The organism is Klebsiella sp. P1927 (genome assembly GCF_018204675.1).
Taxonomy (GTDB): Bacteria; Pseudomonadota; Gammaproteobacteria; order Enterobacterales; family Enterobacteriaceae; genus Klebsiella; species Klebsiella pneumoniae.
Map to the genome: position 1 here is coordinate 1,977,723 of NZ_CP073377.1, position 16,443 is coordinate 1,994,165.

Below are 16,443 nucleotides of genomic sequence, written 5' to 3' on the forward strand. Positions count from 1 at the left end.
GAAAAAAGCGCGCGCCCTGGCAACGTCCTGCAGGCGACATGGGGTTGAGTCATTATCTGTTTCTCGTGAACGAATCTGCCTTTGCGGTCAGATTAAGCCAATAAAATCATTGCCCTGAATAATAATAGCACTCTGTTTAGCGTCTGAATGCGCCTTCAGATGTGTAATTGAGAATCATTCAATCATGAAGGGATGTAGTAGTAAACGTTATGCAAGATAAAAATTCAGCGGCGAGGAACAGGACGTTTTAAACACCTCCAGTAGGGAATGTTCTGTAGTTATCTATCTGATATTATTTTATTTTAATTATATTGCGTTGGCACAGCCTCGCTGTAGTCAGCGTCCCCGTCTGAAGACGATGGCGAGTATTGACTACTACATTCATCCCCGTCATGATCAAAAGAGAATGAGATTTATTTTGATTTGACTGCAGAATGTCCAGCTATCGCCTGGAACGCTGCGGCGCAGGAGCGAGTTATGCCACAGCGGGTGAAACCTGCAGAGCAGGGGATCGTACTGGATGCCCTGTCGGCCGGCTACGGCCAGACCCTGATCGTTGACGATATCAACCTGACCATTCCCACCGGCAAAATGACGGTGCTGGCCGGGGCGAACGGATCCGGCAAATCCACGCTGCTCTCGACCATCGCCAGAATGCTGAAACCGCTCGGCGGCTGCGTGCGTCTGGACGGGAAAGCCATTCACCAGATGCCGACGAAGACCGTCTCGCGGCAGCTGGGCATCCTCCCGCAATCGCCGTTGACCCCGGAAGGATTGACCGTTTTCGAGCTGGTCTCGCGCGGGCGCTACCCGTGGCAGGGGCTGATGCGCCAGTGGTCCGAGGCCGATGAGCTGGCGGTAGAGGAGGCGCTGCGCTTAACCGGTACCGCCGAATTCGCCCATCTGCCGGTGGACAGCCTCTCCGGCGGCCAGCGTCAGCGCTGCTGGATCGCCATGGCGCTGGCCCAGCAAACGGCCACCATTCTGCTCGATGAGCCGACCACCTGGCTCGATCTGCGCTATCAGGTCGATATCCTTGAGCTGCTCCAGACCCTCACCCGCGAACATGGCCGCACGGTGGTGACAGTGCTCCATGACCTTAACTTTGCGGTGAACTACGCCGATCTGCTGGTATTCCTTAAACAGGGGCGCATCGCCGGCACGATTAGCGACAACGACGTCTGTAGCCCTGAGCTGATTAAACGCGTGTTTGACGTTGACGTGCAGATGTCGATTAACCCGCAAACCGGCAAACCGTTCTTTATGCCGTTTCGCGCCCGCCAGGCAGCGGCACAATGAGCGTGGCCATCCTGCTTTCCGCGCGGCGTCGCCCCCGCCCCCGGCTGGCGCTGCTTCTGCTAACGCTGCTGCTTATCGCCGCCTCGCTGGTGCATCTTGGCTTAGGCGCCCGCTGGATCGCCCCGCAGACGGTGCTGCAGGCGCTGCTGGAGTACGATCCGCGCAACTTTGAGCAGCGGATTATCATCGATCTGCGTCTGGTGCGGCTGGCGGCGGCGCTGCTGACCGGCGCGGCGCTCGGCGTCGCCGGGCTGCTGCTGCAGACGGTGATCCGTAACCCGCTTGGCGAGCCGCATATTCTCGGGCTTAATGCCGGCGCCTCGCTGGCGGTGGTGGCGACCTCGGCGCTGGGCCTGTCCTTCGGCGCTTTCCCCGCCGGGCGCCCGCTGACCGCCGCCTGCGGCGCGGGGCTGCTGTTCGGTGGCGTGATGGCGCTGGCCTCTGCCGGGCGCGGCGGGGCGACGCCGCTGCGCATCACGTTGTGCGGAGTGGCGCTGTCAGGGTTTGCGTCGGCGGTGACGGCGGCGATATTAATTCTCGATGAACAGACGCTGCTGGCGATGCGCACCTGGCTGGCCGGCGACCTGGCCGGACTGAACTGGAGCACGCTGCAGACGGCGCTGGTCCCGGCGCTGATCGGCCTTGGCGTCGCGCTGCTCATTGCCCCACGGCTTAATGTGCTGGCGCTGGGGGATAAGGTGGCGCTGGGCCTTGGCGTTAATCTCGTCCAGACGAGGCTGCTGGGCCTGCTGGCGATTGCGCTGCTGTGCGGCGCGGCGGTGGCGGTGGCCGGGCCGATCGGCTTCGTCGGGCTGGTGGTGCCGCACGTGGTGCGCCGTCTGGTGACGGAAGACATCCGCCTGGCGCTGCCCCTGGCTGCGCCGGTGGGAGCGCTGGCGCTGGTGCTGGCGGATATCGCCGCCCGGACGCTGGTCGCGCCGCAGGAGCTGGCGACCGGGGCGATGACCGCCCTGGTGGGTGCGCCGTTGTTTATCTTTATCGCCGCGAGGTTTTTTAAATGACGCGCGCCGTTCACCGGGCCGGTTTTCGGCCGCTGGCTTTCGCCTCCCGTCATCTGCTGCTGCGTCCTGCGGCGTTAAAAATTGCCGCCAGCATAGTGCTGACGCTGCTGGCGCTGGGGCTGTACAGCCTTAGCCGCGGCAGCTATCCGCTGCCCGCGTCGACGCTGGCGCGGGCCCTGCTGGCGCCGCAGGAGATGGGCGAGCAGCCGCGCTTTATTCTGTTTGATATCCGCCTGCCGCGGATCCTGATGGCGCTGCTGTGCGGGGCCATGCTGGGGCTGGCCGGCGCGGCGATGCAGAGCATCACCCGTAACGGGCTGGCCGACCCGGGGCTGATCGGCGTCAAAGAGGGGGCCAGCATCGTGGTCCTGGCGCTGGTGCTGTTTTTCCCGGCGGTAGGCCTGGTCTGGCGGCCGCTGGCGGGGATGGTCGGCGGCATAGCGGTGGCCCTGCTGGTCCTGACGCTGGCCCGCGACTGTTCGCGGCCGCGCTTTATTTTAATTGGCATCGGCGTCTCCTGGAGCCTGGCGGCCGCGGTCGGCATCTTTATGACCACCGCCGACGTACGCGACGTGCAGACGGCGATGATCTGGCTGGCGGGCAGCCTGCAGGCCGCCACCTGGCCGCTGCTGGCGGTGGCTTTTTGCTGGGCGCTGCCCGGGGCCATCATCCTGTTCTGTACCGCCCGGGCGGCGGACGTTGCGCTGCTGGGCGACCGGACCGCTGTCGGCCTCGGCGTACGTCTGCAGCAGCTGACGGTGCTGCGCTTTTTTGCGCCGGTGCTGCTGACCTCGGCCAGCGTCTCCTGCGTCGGCAGCCTTGGATTTGTGGGCCTGATGGCGCCGCATATGGCGCGTTTCGTGCTGCGCGGCGGCCAGGTATCGCTGCTGTGCGGCAGCGCGCTGATTGGCGCCTTGCTGGTGCTGGCGACCGATACCCTTGGCCGGCTGGCGTTTGCCCCGCTGCAGATCCCGGCGGGGATTGTCATTGCCCTGGTGGGCTGCCCGTTCTTCGTTGTCTTGCTCTGGCGTCGCCGTGATGCCCTTTAACCAGGAAGGTAGTATGCGTTGGTTCGTCTCATTGCTGCTGTTGCTGACGGGGGCCGTCAGCGCCGCCGCCCCACAAACTCAAACTTTCACCGATGATTTAGGCCGCACGGTCACCGTCCCGCTGCATCCGCAGCGTATCGTTTCGATGCACGATCTCGACATTACCATTCCGCTGATTGAGCTCGGGGCGCCGCCGATCGCCAGCCACGGCCGGACGCGCCCGGATGGTAGCCACTATCTGCGCGCCAGCGCCCAGCTCACCGGTGTCGATTTCGACAACAGCGATATCCGCTTTATTGGCACCGCCGATATCGATCTGGAAGCGGTAGCCGCAGCCAGGCCGGATCTGATCATCACTGAGCCCAGCCGCCACGTGTCAGTGGAGCAACTGGAGAAGATTGCCCCGACGGTGAGCATCGACCATCTGCAGGGCAGCGCCCCGGAGATTTACCGCAAGCTGGCGCAGCTGACCGGCACCCAGCCGCGGCTGGCGATCCTCGAGCGCCGCTATCAGGAGCAAATCAAGCAGCTGAAAGCGATGGTCAACCCACCGCAGTACAGCGTCTCAGTGATCCAGGCGAACAACGGCAAGGTCACGGTGCATCATTCGTATCATGCGCTGGGCCGGGTGCTGCGCGACGCCGGGTTCCGCTTTCCGCCGCTGATTGAGCGGATCCCCGATGGTCAGCGCATTGACGTCAGCGCGGAACAGCTGCCGGAGCTGGACGCTGATTTTGTCTTCGCCACCTGGCGGTCGGATACCGGCGGTAAGCCGCAGGATGAGCTGCAGGCGATGGAAGGCGTGATGCCCGGCTGGTGCGACTTTATGCGCGCCTGCCGCACCGGGCACTATATTTTACTGCCGCGGGAAGAGGTGATCTCCAACTCCTACGCCGCGCTGTCCCTGATGGTGGCCCAGGTGCAGTCGCATATTGCCGGCAGGCCGATCCCGGCGGAGGCCAAATGAAAAGCGCGGTAAAAAAAGAGAAGGGTAAAGTCGATCTGTTCGGCGAACGCTATCGCGCCCGGGCGCACCAGCTCTCCCCCCGGCTGCGGGCGGTGGTCAGCTATATCAACGACAACCGCGAGGTGGTGCTGGAGCATACGGCGATGGAGATCGCCACCGCGACCCAGACCTCCGACGCCACGGTGGTGCTTGCCATCCAGGCGCTGGGCTTCGCCGGGCTGCGCGAGCTTAAGCAGACCATGGAGCGCTGGTTCGGCACCTCGGTCACCTCGGCGGAAAAGATGCGCTCGACGGTTACCGCGCTCTCCAGCGACGTCAACTCCAGTATTGATTTTGTGCTTGAAGGCCATCAGCGGGTGTGCGAGGTCCTGTCGCGGGCCGACAACCGCGCGGCGGTGGCTCAGGCGGTGGCATTGCTCAGCGACGCGCGCCAGGTGGGGATCTTCGGTATCGGCGCCTCGGGGATCCTCGCCGAATACACCGCCCGGTTGTTCAGCCGTATTGGCCTGCCGGCGTACGTGATGAACCGCACGGGCTTTAGCCTTGCCGAACAGCTTATCGACCTGCAGCGCGGCGATGTGCTGATCATGATGGGGCAAAAATCCCCCCATCGCGAAGGGTTGACCACCCTGCGCGAGGCGAAGCGGCTGGGTATTCCGACCATCCTGCTGACCCAGGCGGTGGACTCGCGCTTCAGCCAGGAGGCGCAGGTGGTGATCGACGTCCCGCGCGGTGGGGACAGTAGCCGGATGCCGCTGCACGGTACGGTGCTGGTCTGTCTCGAGATGATTGTCCTGTCGGTGGCCTCTACCACGCCACAAAAAACGGTGAAATCCCTGAAACGAATCAACGATCTGCATCGGGCTATCGGTAAATCCGGCGGTAAACGGGGCCATTGAGAAGATAATTCACCAGCGGGAAGGTTTCCGGTTGCATATAAAAGTGAGTGTGTGTATTTTTATGCAAAATAAATGCATAAAAAGGAAATCTCATGGTCAAGAATTTGCTCAAAGCGTGTTGCATGATAGCCGCGCTGACGGCTGCCGGACAGGCGGCTGCGGAAACCTATACCGTCGGCTCCGGCGGCACCTACCGGCCGTTTGAATTTGAAAACAGCCAGAAACAGCTGGAAGGTTTCGACATCGACATCATCAAAGCCATCGCCAAAGCCGAAGGCTTTGACGTTAAGCTGGTCAATACCCCATGGGAAGGCATCTTCGCCACGCTGAACACCGGCGACCGCGACATCATCATCTCCGGGATCACCATCACCGATAAACGCAAACAGATGGTCGATTTCTCCGCGCCGTACTTCCCGGCCGAACAGTCTATCGTCGTCGCTCAGGACTCGCAGGTGGATTCACTGGCGGCCCTGAAAAACGAGAAGGTCGGGGTGGTGAACTCCAGCACCGGCGATATCGTGGTTTCTGAGGTGCTGGGTAAAAACAGCACCGCGATCAAGCGTTTCGACAATACCCCGCTGATGCTCCAGGAGCTGTTTGAGGACGGCGTCAGCGCCGCGGTTGGCGACGTCGGGGTGGTGAAGTACTACATCAAACAGCACCCGGAGAAGCAGTTCAAGCTGGTGCCGGATGCCAAATTTGAGCGTCAGTATTTCGGTATTGCGGTGGCGAAAGGCAACAGCGAACTGCTGGGCAAAATCAACGCCGGGCTGCAAAAGATCGTTGCTGACGGGACTTACGCCAAAATCTATAAAACCTGGTTCGACGACAACGTGCCGACGCTGCCAGCGCAATAATCCACCTTTTTCAGTGACCACGGCTATCGCCCAGGCGATAGCCGTATTTTTTAGGGAAGGACTATGACGGGATTCCGTTGGGAGATCATCGAGGAGTACGGCCCGCTGTTTGTGGACGGCGCCCTGATGACGATTAAATGTACCATTATCTGCGTGATCCTCGGGACGCTGTGGGGGTTAACTCTCGGTCTCGGGCGGATGGCGAAGGCCGAGCACGGGCCGTGGAAATATATTCTCCGCTACCTGGTGCAGTTTCCGGTGCGCTTTTACGTCAGCGCCTTCCGCGGCACGCCGCTGTTCGTGCAGATTATGGTGGTGCACTTTGCGCTGGTGCCGCTGTTTATCAACCCGCGCGACGGCCTGCTGGTGACCAGCGGCCTGATGAGCGCCGACTTTGCCCGCGAGCTGCGCGCCAGCTACGGGGCGTTCCTCTCCTGCATCGTGGCGATCACCCTTAACGCCGGGGCCTATGTGTCGGAGATTTTCCGCGCCGGCATCCAGTCGATCGACAAAGGGCAGATGGAGGCCTCCCGCGCGCTGGGCATGCCGTGGTGGAAAACCATGCGCAAGGTGATCCTGCCGCAGGCGTTTCGCCGTATTCTGCCGCCGCTGGGCAATAACGCCATCGCCATTGTCAAAGACTCGTCGCTGGCCTCGGCGATCGGCCTGGCCGATCTGGCCTATGCCGCGCGCACCGTCTCCGGCGCCTACGCCACCTACTGGGAACCCTACCTGACCATCTCTCTGGTCTACTGGGTGATCACCTTCCTGCTGGCGCAGCTGGTTAACCGTCTGGAAAAGAGGTTTGGCAAAAGTGATTCACATTAATAACTTACATAAGCGCTTCGGCGACAGCCACGTGCTGCGCGGCATCAGCTGCGATATTAAACCGCAGGAAGTGGTGTGCATCATCGGCCCATCCGGCTCGGGGAAAAGCACCTTCCTGCGCTGCATGAACGCCCTGGAGACGGTCAGCGAAGGCGAGGTGGTGGTTAACGGCTTTGCCGCCCACGACCGGACCACCGACCTCAACAAGATGCGCGAAAGCGTCGGCATGGTGTTCCAGCGCTTTAACCTGTTCCCGCACATGACGGTGCTGGAAAACCTGATCATGGCGCCGATGAATCTGCGCAATATGCCGCGCCAGCAGGCGGTCGACCTGGCGGAAGCCTTGCTGGCGAAGGTGGGCTTAAGCGATAAGCGCGACGCCTGGCCCTCGAGCCTGTCCGGCGGCCAGCAGCAGCGGGTAGCCATCGCCCGCGCACTGGCGATGAAGCCGTCGATAATGCTGTTCGATGAGCCCACTTCGGCGCTGGACCCGGAGCTGGTGGGCGACGTGCTGGAGGTGATGAAAAACCTCGCCAGCGAGGGGATGACCATGGTGATCGTGACCCACGAAATGGGCTTTGCCCGCGAAGTGGCCGACCGGGTGATCTTCATCGACCAGGGCGTGATTCAGGAAGAGGGCAAGCCGGGGCAGATCTTTAGCGCGCCGACCAACCCACGCACCGCCGCGTTCCTCAGCAAGGTGCTGTAAACCGGGCGGGCTGGCGCGATGCCAGCCCGCTGAGCATTCCGGGTGTATTGACGAAGCTTTTAATCATCCGCGCAAACATTGACAGGGCTCATATATCCCGCGATAACCCCTTTGTTAATCTCAGGGTGTCGATTAGGACTTCTCCAGGAAAATAACGTTGGAAATCTTTTTTTAACCCACTGAAAAATAGCGATTAACTATTTTTCATACGCCAAAAATCATGGTCCGTTAATGACGGACTCGGTTTCGTATGGGTTAAAAAAGGTACGTTATGACAGTTACATGGACGGTCACGCCCGTGGGGTATCAGCACATTGCCAAACGCTGCCCCGCCTGCAATGTAAAACGCGACTTTGCGCCTTCCGGCGCCATCCGGGTGAATTCGCAAAAGAAGCTGCTGGATATCTGGAGCATCTATAAATGCACGCACTGCGATTACACCTGGAATATCGCCCTGTTTTCCAGGCTGCACGTCAGCAAGATAAACCGCGAACTGCTTCAGCGCCTGCTGAAGAACGATGCAGCCATGGTTCACTATTATGCCGCTGACCTCGCGACGCTGAAGCGCAACCGCGCCGAGCCGTCGGGGCAACCTGATTTTCGTATTCACGAGCAATGGTCGGTTACGTTGATGGCATGTCAGCGGATAACGGTGCGCGTCAGAGTCAGTCAGCCATTTCGCATCAGCCTGCTATCAATACTGAAAAAACAGCTCAAGCTGAGTACGGCTGAAATCCGGTGGTTGGTCGCGACAGGGCATATCGAGGGTTTTCCACTAAAACAGCTCAAGACGAAAAAGCTGAAGGCGATGGAATATGATTTTCAGCTGGCGGCGGAAACGCTGTATGCGCGACGCCGGATTACGTTATCACTTTGCGGTAGATAACTTGCCGGGAAGATAAGCCGCAGCGCTTGAGCTGCTGGCTTTTTTATTCCTCGGTGAATAAGGACGGCGAAGTTGGCCGTCCTGACACCCTTTTCTCCGCCTGCAAAAGCCACCTCCGCTGCAGCCATTCAATCTGCAGACGCATAGTAAACAAACGCCAGCTTATTGCCGTCGGGATCGCGGACGTAGGCGCTGTGAAAACCGTCGCCATACTGCGGCCGGTGACCGGGAGCGCCTTCGTCACGTCCGCCGAGTTGCAGGGCGAGGGCATGCAGTTCCGCAATATGTGCGACGGAGCGGGCGTTAAGCGCCACCATCGTTCCATTACCCACCCCGGCAGGCTGCTGGTCAAAAGGAACGCCCACGCACAGCCCGCAGGTGTGATTGCCGTTGAAGGTGCCCCAGGACGCCCCCTGTTCGTTACGGCCGGCTTTGACGTGCCCCAGCAGCGCCATTAACGGGTCATAGAACTTGATGGCGCGTGGCAGATCGTTCGTTCCCAGCATAATGTATGAAAACATAGTGTTCTCCTGTTGCGGGCAAAAAGGCATAAACCTTCAGGCTGGCTGAAGGAGATGTTGTTGACGGAGTTTTAACAAGCGCGAGACCAGCATGATGACGACGATTCCCGCTATCAGCGCCAGGCAGTGAAAAGCAATTCTGCCGCCAGCCTGGAAGTAAACCCAGCGCGCTACTTCCACCGAGGCCGCCATAAAACTGAGCGCCACAATGTTGATGGTGGCTGAAACCGTCCCTTTCGGCAGGGAGTGGGAAAAAAGCGCAAAACGGAATAATACGGGGAACAACAGGCCTGTTCCGAGGGCATAGAGACTTGTTCCTGAAACGGACCACCACCAGGTATGGGGCCATGCAATATTTCCCGCCAGTAATACCAACAACCCGGTCAGCTGTATCGGGATAGTGCGCCAGATAAAGCGGGGAGAGGTCGGATCCTTGATAAAACGGGCCACGATGATGCTGGCAATAATAACGCCGCCAAAGACAGGCACCTGGGTCCAGGCATAGGCGCCGCGCGACATCCCGCCGTCATCGATCAGGATCACCGGAGAGAGTGCTACCCAGGTGATTATCGGCAGGTTACTGAATGACAACACCAGCGCGCCCGTGAGCACCACCGGCTGTTTAAAGGCGCGGACAAACTCGGAAAATACCTCTCCCGGACGAAACCCCCGGCCCTGAGAGGTGACCGTTTCTGGCATGTTAAAAATCAGTAACGCCCAGGCCAGCAAGCTCATGGCGCCGATGATCGCAAACAATAACTTCCAGTGCAGGAAATTCATCAGGCCAGCGCCCGCCAGGGGCCCGATTACCGGCGCCAGCAAAACGATGGATGTCAGCGCCGCCATAATGCGGATAGACTCTTTTTCATCAAAAGCCTCCTGGATGGAGACATAACCGACTGTCGAAATGAAGCAGATACTGGTTCCCTGGATAAAACGGGCGATAAGATATTGATCAATCGACGTGACAAAGATCATGCTGAAGCAGGCCAAAGCAAAGATGATGGCTCCGGTCAGTAGTACGGGGCGGCGACCAATGCGGTCGGAGAGCGGCCCCAGCAGCCACTGTAATGCCAGCCCCCCGGCTAAATAGAGGCTGACGGAGGCCGGGGCTAACGCAACATCAGCCTCAAATTCCCGGATGATGTGGATAATACCCGGCTGAATGAGATCGGTAGTCAGATAAGCAGAAAAATCATAGATAACCATCGCCAGCGGAAATAACAAGATTCTGCTAAAACGGATGTACGGTCCCAACGCTAATTTCATACGCGAAGACTCCCTGGTCGGTGACGGTTTCCCTGGTATCGGGGCCTGGTTGATGTGGATCCCTTGCGGCTGTCGTCACAGGCTGGCCGCGGAATGACAAACCGAAAGATAAAATTCGCCCGGCGACGGTCATTGGGTAAGGCAACGCAACGGCATGCAGAGGGAGTGATCGAGCATGGCAGAGGGATAACGCACCGGGTTAACTGGCTGGGGGTGACGTTTCTTATGCGAGGGAGGGGTCTCGCTGCCATCGCGTGGATGTGGAGCGTTTGTCCGCAGGGGACGAGAATGAATAAAGTCGCTTGCTCCTGAGGGGAAACATTCATACCGGGAAACCTTTGTCATCATCATGGGCAAAATAGGCGAACACTCGCCAGTGTCCGCATTCGATTTCAGCGCAGTGATAATCAGTCCGGCCAGTGATGGTCGGAAGTCTGATTATCAGATGATTAGGTTTTCCAGCATCGACGCCTCAGCTATGGGTATGAATTATTCATCAAGGAAATGATAACACCCACATTTATTATGGGAATTGCGCAGGTAAGAAAATGTGACTTTCGCCCGCTTACTGCGTGAAGCTGATCGCAACAGACCCGGCGCTGCGCTCAGCCTTGCCATGGTACACCGCCTCAATATTATTCCCCTGCGGATCCAGCACAAAAGCGGCATAGTAACCAGGATGATAGTGTCGTTCGCCAGGCGCGCCGTTATCACGTCCGCCATGGGTCAGCGCCGCATGATAAAAAGCGTCCACCCTGTCACGATCTCTGGCCTGGAATGCCAGGTGGTGGCGCCCAGTCAGTTTCCCGGCAGCCTCCGGGCTGTGGCGTGAGGCCACCACCAGTTCGTCGGCCAGCAAGTAGTCATTGGCGGTGGTGATAACCGGGATCTCCAGCGCCGACAGTACGGCGGTATAGAAGTCTTTGCTTGCCTCAAAGTCTTCGACAACCAGCAGAATATGATCGATCAATCTGCCACGATGTAAGGTATTACTTTCCATGGGATTTCCTCTCGGCTGGGGGCCGGCAATGGTTAACAGCAGTGAGCCAGCAAGAACAGGATACCCTCCGGTGAGGGCCATAAAAAAGGGCTGGCGCCAGGCCAGCCCGTAAGGACTACCGTGCGGACTCCGTCGCCTCGTCCATGTCATCTTCCTGCTCACTGGCAAGCAGGGTTTTCTCGTTTTTGCACAGACACTGAATCAACAGGAACAGCACGCCGCTGGCCACCAGGGTGACGATCAGGCCATCGTAACCAGTGATGCCGATCAGCATGCCGCTGACTACCGGCCCGGCAACGCTGCCGGCGGACCAGAAAAAGCCGAACAGGGCGTTAATCATAATCAGCTTCTGCCCATTGAAGGTTTTCCCCGCCCGCACCAGCGACAGGGTATAAAGCGCGCCCGCCGCGGCGCCCAGCAGCAGACAAATGGCCATCAGCTGAATGCGCGAACCGAGCATCAGCGGCAGGGCCAGCAGCGACAGGCTGAAAACCACCGCGCAGCTCAGATGCACGCGGCGAATCCCGACCCGGTCGGCCAGCCAGCCGAGCGGGGTCTGGAACATCGCATCTCCGGTCAGCACCACGGTGACCAGCAGCACCGCCAGCCCTTCATTCAGCCCTTTGTCCATGCCGTACAGCGGCAGCAGGGCGAGGATGCTGGCGTCAAAGAAGGCGAAGCAGAAGACCCCGGAGGCCAGTACCGGCAGAAAGGCGCCGAGGCTGCGCCAGCTGGCGCGCTCCCCGAGGCTTTCACGAGTGCCGGTGGGCAGATGGCGCAGCATCAGCAGGCAGACGGCGGTGACCGCGACAATCGCTATCAGCGCTGATGTCTGCCAGGCGGGGCCGACGGAGATCAGCAGCGGCCCGGCCAGCTGGCAGCCGGTAAAGGCCGAGGCGTAGAGACCGGTGAGGGTAGCGCGCTGGCTGCCCGCCGCGCCGCCGGTGATCCAGCTTTCGCCGAGTACGATAATGACCCCGGAGGCCAGGCCGGTCAGCAGGCGCGGCAGCAAAAGCAGCGTCATATCGGTAGTCATGCATGAGGCGATGGTCGCCAGCGCCAGCAGGATAAGACTGCCGCTCAGCAGCACGCCCATTTCAACGCGCCGGCACAGCGCAGGAGAGAGGAAAGAGGAGATCATCATGCCGGCGGGCGGCAGGGCGGCCAGCAGGCCGACGTACAGCGGCGCGATCTGCTGCTGCGCCAGCTCAAGACTGATTAACGGCACCGTATAGCCGGTGATAAATCCCACAAGCGACGCGGCCATGATCATCGCCAGCGTGGGGGCAAGACGATTCTGGTCTGGGTTAAACATTTTATTTCCGATGACGGAGAGGTCAGTAGTGGATCCTTCGGCAAATTGCCGTCCTGAGTTGCATAATAATTAATCGACTGGCCGTTGTCACCGTTGAAATCACTACCAAAAAAGGGCCGCAGGGCGGCAGGTGGGCTGTACGCCGCGCCGCCGCCGCATTTCGTGACGTTGTCAGCGTGGTAACGACAGGATATAACGGAGGGAGCGGCAGCGCCCCGACGCCGGTGAGCGACGGGGAAAAACGCGACGCATGACCGATTATTCAGCATTACGCTATGCAGGAAAGGAGTAATACATGGCCGTATCGCCGTCACTGATCGCCGAAGCCGTTGGCTGGCGACGTGAATTTCACGCCGCGCCTGAGCTCGGATATCAGGAGCAGGAGACCTCGCGCCGCGTTGCGGAGCTGCTGGCCTCGTTTGGGCTGCAGGTGCACCGAGGGCTGGCCGGCACCGGCGTCGTGGCGACGCTGGAGAACGGCCCCGGGCCGGTTATCGGCCTGCGCGCCGATATGGACGCCCTGCCGATCACCGAGCTGGGGAGCGTCAGCTACCGTTCACGCCGTCCCGGGGTGATGCACGCCTGCGGCCACGATGGCCATACCGCGATGCTGCTGGCGGCCGCCGCCCATCTGGCGCAGACCCGCCATTTCAGCGGCACCGTCCACTTTGTCTTTCAGCCGGCGGAAGAGAACCTCGGCGGCGCGCGCAAAATGGTGGAGGAGGGGTTGTTCGAGCGCTTCCCGATGGACGCCATCTACGCGCTGCATAACTGGCCGGGGATCCCTCTTGGCGAAGTGGCGCTCAGCGATGGCGCGATGATGGCCTCGCTGGACGCCTTCGAGATCACCCTGCGCGGAAAGAGCTGTCATGCGGCGATGCCGGAGAGCGGGGCCGATCCGATCGTCGCGGCGGCGCAGCTGATAATGGCGCTGCAGACCATTCCTTCCCGCCGCTTGTCGCCGCAGGATTCCGCGGTGGTCAGCATCACCCAGATAAACGGCGGCGAGGCGATCAACGTCCTACCGGACACCGTGGTGCTGCGCGGTACCTTCCGCTGTCTGAGCAATCGCGTTCGCGCCCGCGTGCGGGAGCTTATCGAAAGCTATGTGGCGACCCAGCCGCAGGTGTCCGATGTGCAGGGCGAGATTAGCTGGTTCCCGGGTTATCCGGTGACCAAAAACCATGCGCTGCAGGCGCAGCAGGTGCGCGAGGTGGCCGTCGCCACTCTCGGCGCGCAAGCGGTGCGCTGGAATCAGGCGCCGTCGATGGCCTCCGAAGATTTTGCCTGCATGCTGGAGGCCTGTCCGGGGGCCTATTTCTGGTTAGGCACCGACGGCGAAACCCCGTCGAAGCCGCTGCATAACGCCAGCTATGACTTTAACGATGCGCTGATCGGCCCCGGCGTCGCCATGTGGGTGGGGCTGGTGGAGAAACAGCTGCCGGCGGCGTAACCCACCGGCAGCGGCAGAGGGAGCGCGCTGCGCTCCCTGAGGTCAGACGTCGGCAGCGGCTTTCAGTCGCGCTTTCATGTCGCTGTAGGCCGTCCAGGCATAGCGCTCCGCCCATTGCTGGTCGGCAATCGCTTCCACTTTCACCGCACAGTATTTGGTTTCCGGCGTTTTGGAGATCGGATCGAGGTTATCCTGGGTCAGCTCATTGCAGGCGCCCACCCACCACTGATAGGTCATATAGACCGCCCCCGGATTGATGCGATCGCTGAGGTCGGCGCGGGAGATCACCTTCCCGCGCCGGGAGCTGACCCACACCAGCTGTTTGTCGGCGATCCCCAGTCGTTGCGCATCCGCGGGATTCATCTGCACCCGTCCCGGCTCGTCGGCCAGCGACTGCAGCGCGGCGCAGTTGCCGGTCATCGAGCGGCAGGAATAATGCCCGACTTCCCGCACGGTGCAGAGCACCAGCGGCCACTCGTCATCCGGGCGCTCCGCCGGCGCGCGCCAGGCGGTGGCGAACAGCTGCCCTTTACCCGAGGGGGTGTCGAAGCGGTTGTCTTTATACAGCCATGGCGTACCGGGATGATCGAGGGTCGGGCACGGCCACTGGACATGGCCCATATCGCCCATTTTCTCCCAGGTCACGCCGTAGAACAGCGGGCAGAGCTCGCGCATCTCGTCCCAGATTTGCTGGTTGTTCTCATAGTGCATCGGATAGCCCAATTCGCTGGCCAGCAGGCTAATGATCTCCCAGTCGCGCTTCACATTTCCCGCCGGAGGGATCGCCTGTTCAAACCGCTGGAACCCGCGGTCGGCGCAGGTGAAGACGCCGCCGTGCTCGCCCCAGGAGGTGGCCGGCAGCAGGACATCGGCCATTTCCGCTGTTTTGGTCATGAAGATGTCCTGCACGACCACGAAGTCCAGCGCCTCGATGCCTTTGCGCACCAGGCCGAGGTCGGCTTCGGTCTGCAGCGGATCTTCGCCCATGATATAATAGGCTTTGATCTCGCCGGTCAGCGCTTTATGCGGCACCTCGGTGATGCGGGTGCCGACCTGGTCGTCCATCAGCGCCGGGTCGATGCCCCAGGCGGCAGCGAATTTCGCCCGCACGGCGGGGTCGGTGACCTCCTGATAGCCGGGGAACAGGTTCGGCAGCACGCCCATATCGCAGGCGCCCTGTACGTTGTTTTGCCCGCGGACCGGCCCCACGCCGACGTTGGGTCGTCCCAGGTTGCCGGTGAGCAGCGCCAGGCTTGCCAGGCCGCGCACCACGTCCACCGCCTGGCCAAACTGGGTGACCCCCATGCCCCACATAATGGTGGCGGATGGGGCGGCGGCGAACATGCGCATCGCCTCCCGGATTTCCCGCGCGCTGACCCCGACAATCCCTTCCACCGCTTCCGGGGCGTAATCCTTCACCGCCTCGCGGTAAGCATCCAGCCCTTCGGTATAGCGTTCGACATAGGTTTTGTTGTACAGCTCCTCCTCCAGCAGCACATAGCCGAAGGCATTTACCAGCGCCATGTTGCTGCCGTTGTTGAGCTGCAGATGACGATCGGCAATGCGCGCGGTTTCAATGCGCCGCGGATCGCAGACGATGATTTTGGCGCCGTTGTCCCGGGCCTTGATTACCCGGCGGGCGACGATGGGATGGGAGTCGGCGCAGTTGTAGCCAAAGACCAGCAGGCACTTCGAGTTTTCGATGTCGCTAATCGAGTTGCTCATCGCCCCGTTGCCCAGCGCCTGCTGTAGCCCGGCGACGGAGGGGCCGTGGCAGACGCGGGCGCAGCAGTCGACGTTATTGGTGTTCAGCACCGCGCGGGCGAACTTTTGCATCACATAGTTGGTTTCGTTGCCGGTGCCGCGCGAGGAGCCGGTGGTCATGATGGCGCGCGGGCCATGCTTCTCTTTGATCTCCCTGAGCTTGCTGGCGGTATAGCGAATCGCCTCCTGCCAGCTGACCGGCGTGAAGGCGCCGCCTTTCTGGTAGCGGATCATCGGTTGTTTAAGACGGGGCGTCAGGAGCTGCGTATCGTTAAGAAAATCCCAGCCGTAGTAGCCTTTCAGGCACAGCTGGTTCTGGTTGGTGACGCCGTCGGCGGCCTCCGCGCGAATGATTTTATTGTTGTCGACAACCAGTTTAAGTTTGCAACCCGCCCCGCAGTAGGGGCACACGCTCGTGATTTTTTTCATCAGTAACAGACCTGTTAACAGTGAACTGAGGATCGCTGTCGCGCCGGGCCCGACGGGCAACGATCGCGGTATCGCCTGGTGGTGATGCAGACGCAGGCCTGTTGCGCTATGCAGGTCTTGTGCCAGAATTTAAACCCTTGATCTGTATTGAAAAATGAAAAGAGATTGATGAC

14 protein-coding genes and 1 pseudogene are annotated in these 16,443 nt (G+C 60.6%); 10 read left to right on the forward strand and 5 right to left on the reverse strand.

Annotated features, from left to right (window positions below):
* Positions 1-477 precede the first annotated feature (477 nt).
* The 9 genes and pseudogenes from KB892_RS09990 (at position 478) to KB892_RS10030 (ending at position 8,519) form a co-directional block, all read left to right on the forward strand.
* On the forward strand, positions 478-1,299 hold the full coding sequence (locus KB892_RS09990) for an ABC transporter ATP-binding protein (RefSeq protein WP_004200218.1): 822 nt from the start codon (positions 478-480) through the stop codon (positions 1,297-1,299).
* Entirely contained in the window at positions 1,296-2,321 is a 1,026-nt protein-coding gene (locus KB892_RS09995) for a FecCD family ABC transporter permease (RefSeq protein ID WP_004200217.1), read from the forward strand. Before KB892_RS09990 ends, KB892_RS09995 begins: the two co-directional genes overlap by 4 nt.
* Positions 2,318-3,370, forward strand: a complete 1,053-nt coding sequence (locus tag KB892_RS10000) for a FecCD family ABC transporter permease (protein WP_004200213.1) — start codon at positions 2,318-2,320, stop codon at positions 3,368-3,370. The genes KB892_RS09995 and KB892_RS10000 overlap by 4 nt, the downstream gene beginning before the upstream one ends.
* Complete coding sequence (locus tag KB892_RS10005) at positions 3,360-4,337, forward strand: ABC transporter substrate-binding protein (RefSeq protein WP_020956716.1); 978 nt, start codon at positions 3,360-3,362, stop codon at positions 4,335-4,337. The genes KB892_RS10000 and KB892_RS10005 overlap by 11 nt, the downstream gene beginning before the upstream one ends.
* Positions 4,303-5,236: pseudogene (locus tag KB892_RS10010) on the forward strand (MurR/RpiR family transcriptional regulator). The gene KB892_RS10005 and the pseudogene KB892_RS10010 overlap by 35 nt, the downstream one beginning before the upstream one ends.
* A gap of 92 nt (positions 5,237-5,328) precedes the next feature.
* Positions 5,329-6,096 carry a basic amino acid ABC transporter substrate-binding protein gene (locus tag KB892_RS10015; RefSeq protein ID WP_002908376.1) on the forward strand — a complete coding sequence of 256 codons (768 nt, stop codon included), beginning with the start codon at positions 5,329-5,331 and terminating at the stop codon, positions 6,094-6,096.
* A 63-nt stretch (positions 6,097-6,159) separates the two neighbouring features.
* Positions 6,160-6,924, forward strand: coding sequence for an amino acid ABC transporter permease (locus tag KB892_RS10020; protein WP_004151161.1), 765 nt, complete (start codon positions 6,160-6,162; stop codon positions 6,922-6,924).
* Positions 6,911-7,633 carry an amino acid ABC transporter ATP-binding protein gene (locus KB892_RS10025; protein WP_004189541.1) on the forward strand — a complete coding sequence of 241 codons (723 nt, stop codon included), beginning with the start codon at positions 6,911-6,913 and terminating at the stop codon, positions 7,631-7,633. Before KB892_RS10020 ends, KB892_RS10025 begins: the two co-directional genes overlap by 14 nt.
* Positions 7,634-7,931: 298 nt before the next feature.
* Positions 7,932-8,519: a DUF1062 domain-containing protein gene (locus KB892_RS10030; protein WP_020956717.1), complete on the forward strand. Its 588-nt coding sequence runs from the start codon at positions 7,932-7,934 to the stop codon at positions 8,517-8,519.
* Positions 8,520-8,647: 128 nt separating this feature from the next.
* Here the strand turns inward: KB892_RS10030 and KB892_RS10035 are convergent, their stop codons facing one another.
* From KB892_RS10035 to KB892_RS10050, 4 genes are all read right to left on the reverse strand, one after another.
* Positions 8,648-9,040, reverse strand: a complete 393-nt coding sequence (locus KB892_RS10035) for a VOC family protein (protein WP_004200207.1) — start codon at positions 9,038-9,040, stop codon at positions 8,648-8,650.
* A 36-nt stretch (positions 9,041-9,076) separates the two neighbouring features.
* The gene (locus tag KB892_RS10040; protein ID WP_004200205.1) at positions 9,077-10,309 is read right to left on the reverse strand and encodes a multidrug efflux MFS transporter MdtM; all 1,233 of its coding nucleotides are present in this window, start codon (positions 10,307-10,309) and stop codon (positions 9,077-9,079) included.
* A gap of 565 nt (positions 10,310-10,874) precedes the next feature.
* Complete coding sequence (locus KB892_RS10045; protein WP_004200203.1) at positions 10,875-11,309, reverse strand: VOC family protein; 435 nt, start codon at positions 11,307-11,309, stop codon at positions 10,875-10,877.
* 115 nt (positions 11,310-11,424) lie between these two features.
* Positions 11,425-12,624, reverse strand: coding sequence for an MFS transporter (locus KB892_RS10050; protein WP_004148650.1), 1,200 nt, complete (start codon positions 12,622-12,624; stop codon positions 11,425-11,427).
* 295 nt (positions 12,625-12,919) lie between these two features.
* Between KB892_RS10050 and KB892_RS10055 the strand changes: the two genes are divergently transcribed.
* Complete coding sequence (locus tag KB892_RS10055) at positions 12,920-14,077, forward strand: M20 aminoacylase family protein (RefSeq protein ID WP_004200202.1); 1,158 nt, start codon at positions 12,920-12,922, stop codon at positions 14,075-14,077.
* A gap of 42 nt (positions 14,078-14,119) precedes the next feature.
* Here KB892_RS10055 and fdhF read toward each other — a convergent pair whose 3' ends face one another.
* Positions 14,120-16,270 carry a formate dehydrogenase subunit alpha gene (gene fdhF, locus KB892_RS10065; protein WP_004180308.1) on the reverse strand — a complete coding sequence of 717 codons (2,151 nt, stop codon included), beginning with the start codon at positions 16,268-16,270 and terminating at the stop codon, positions 14,120-14,122.
* Positions 16,271-16,443 lie beyond the last annotated feature (173 nt).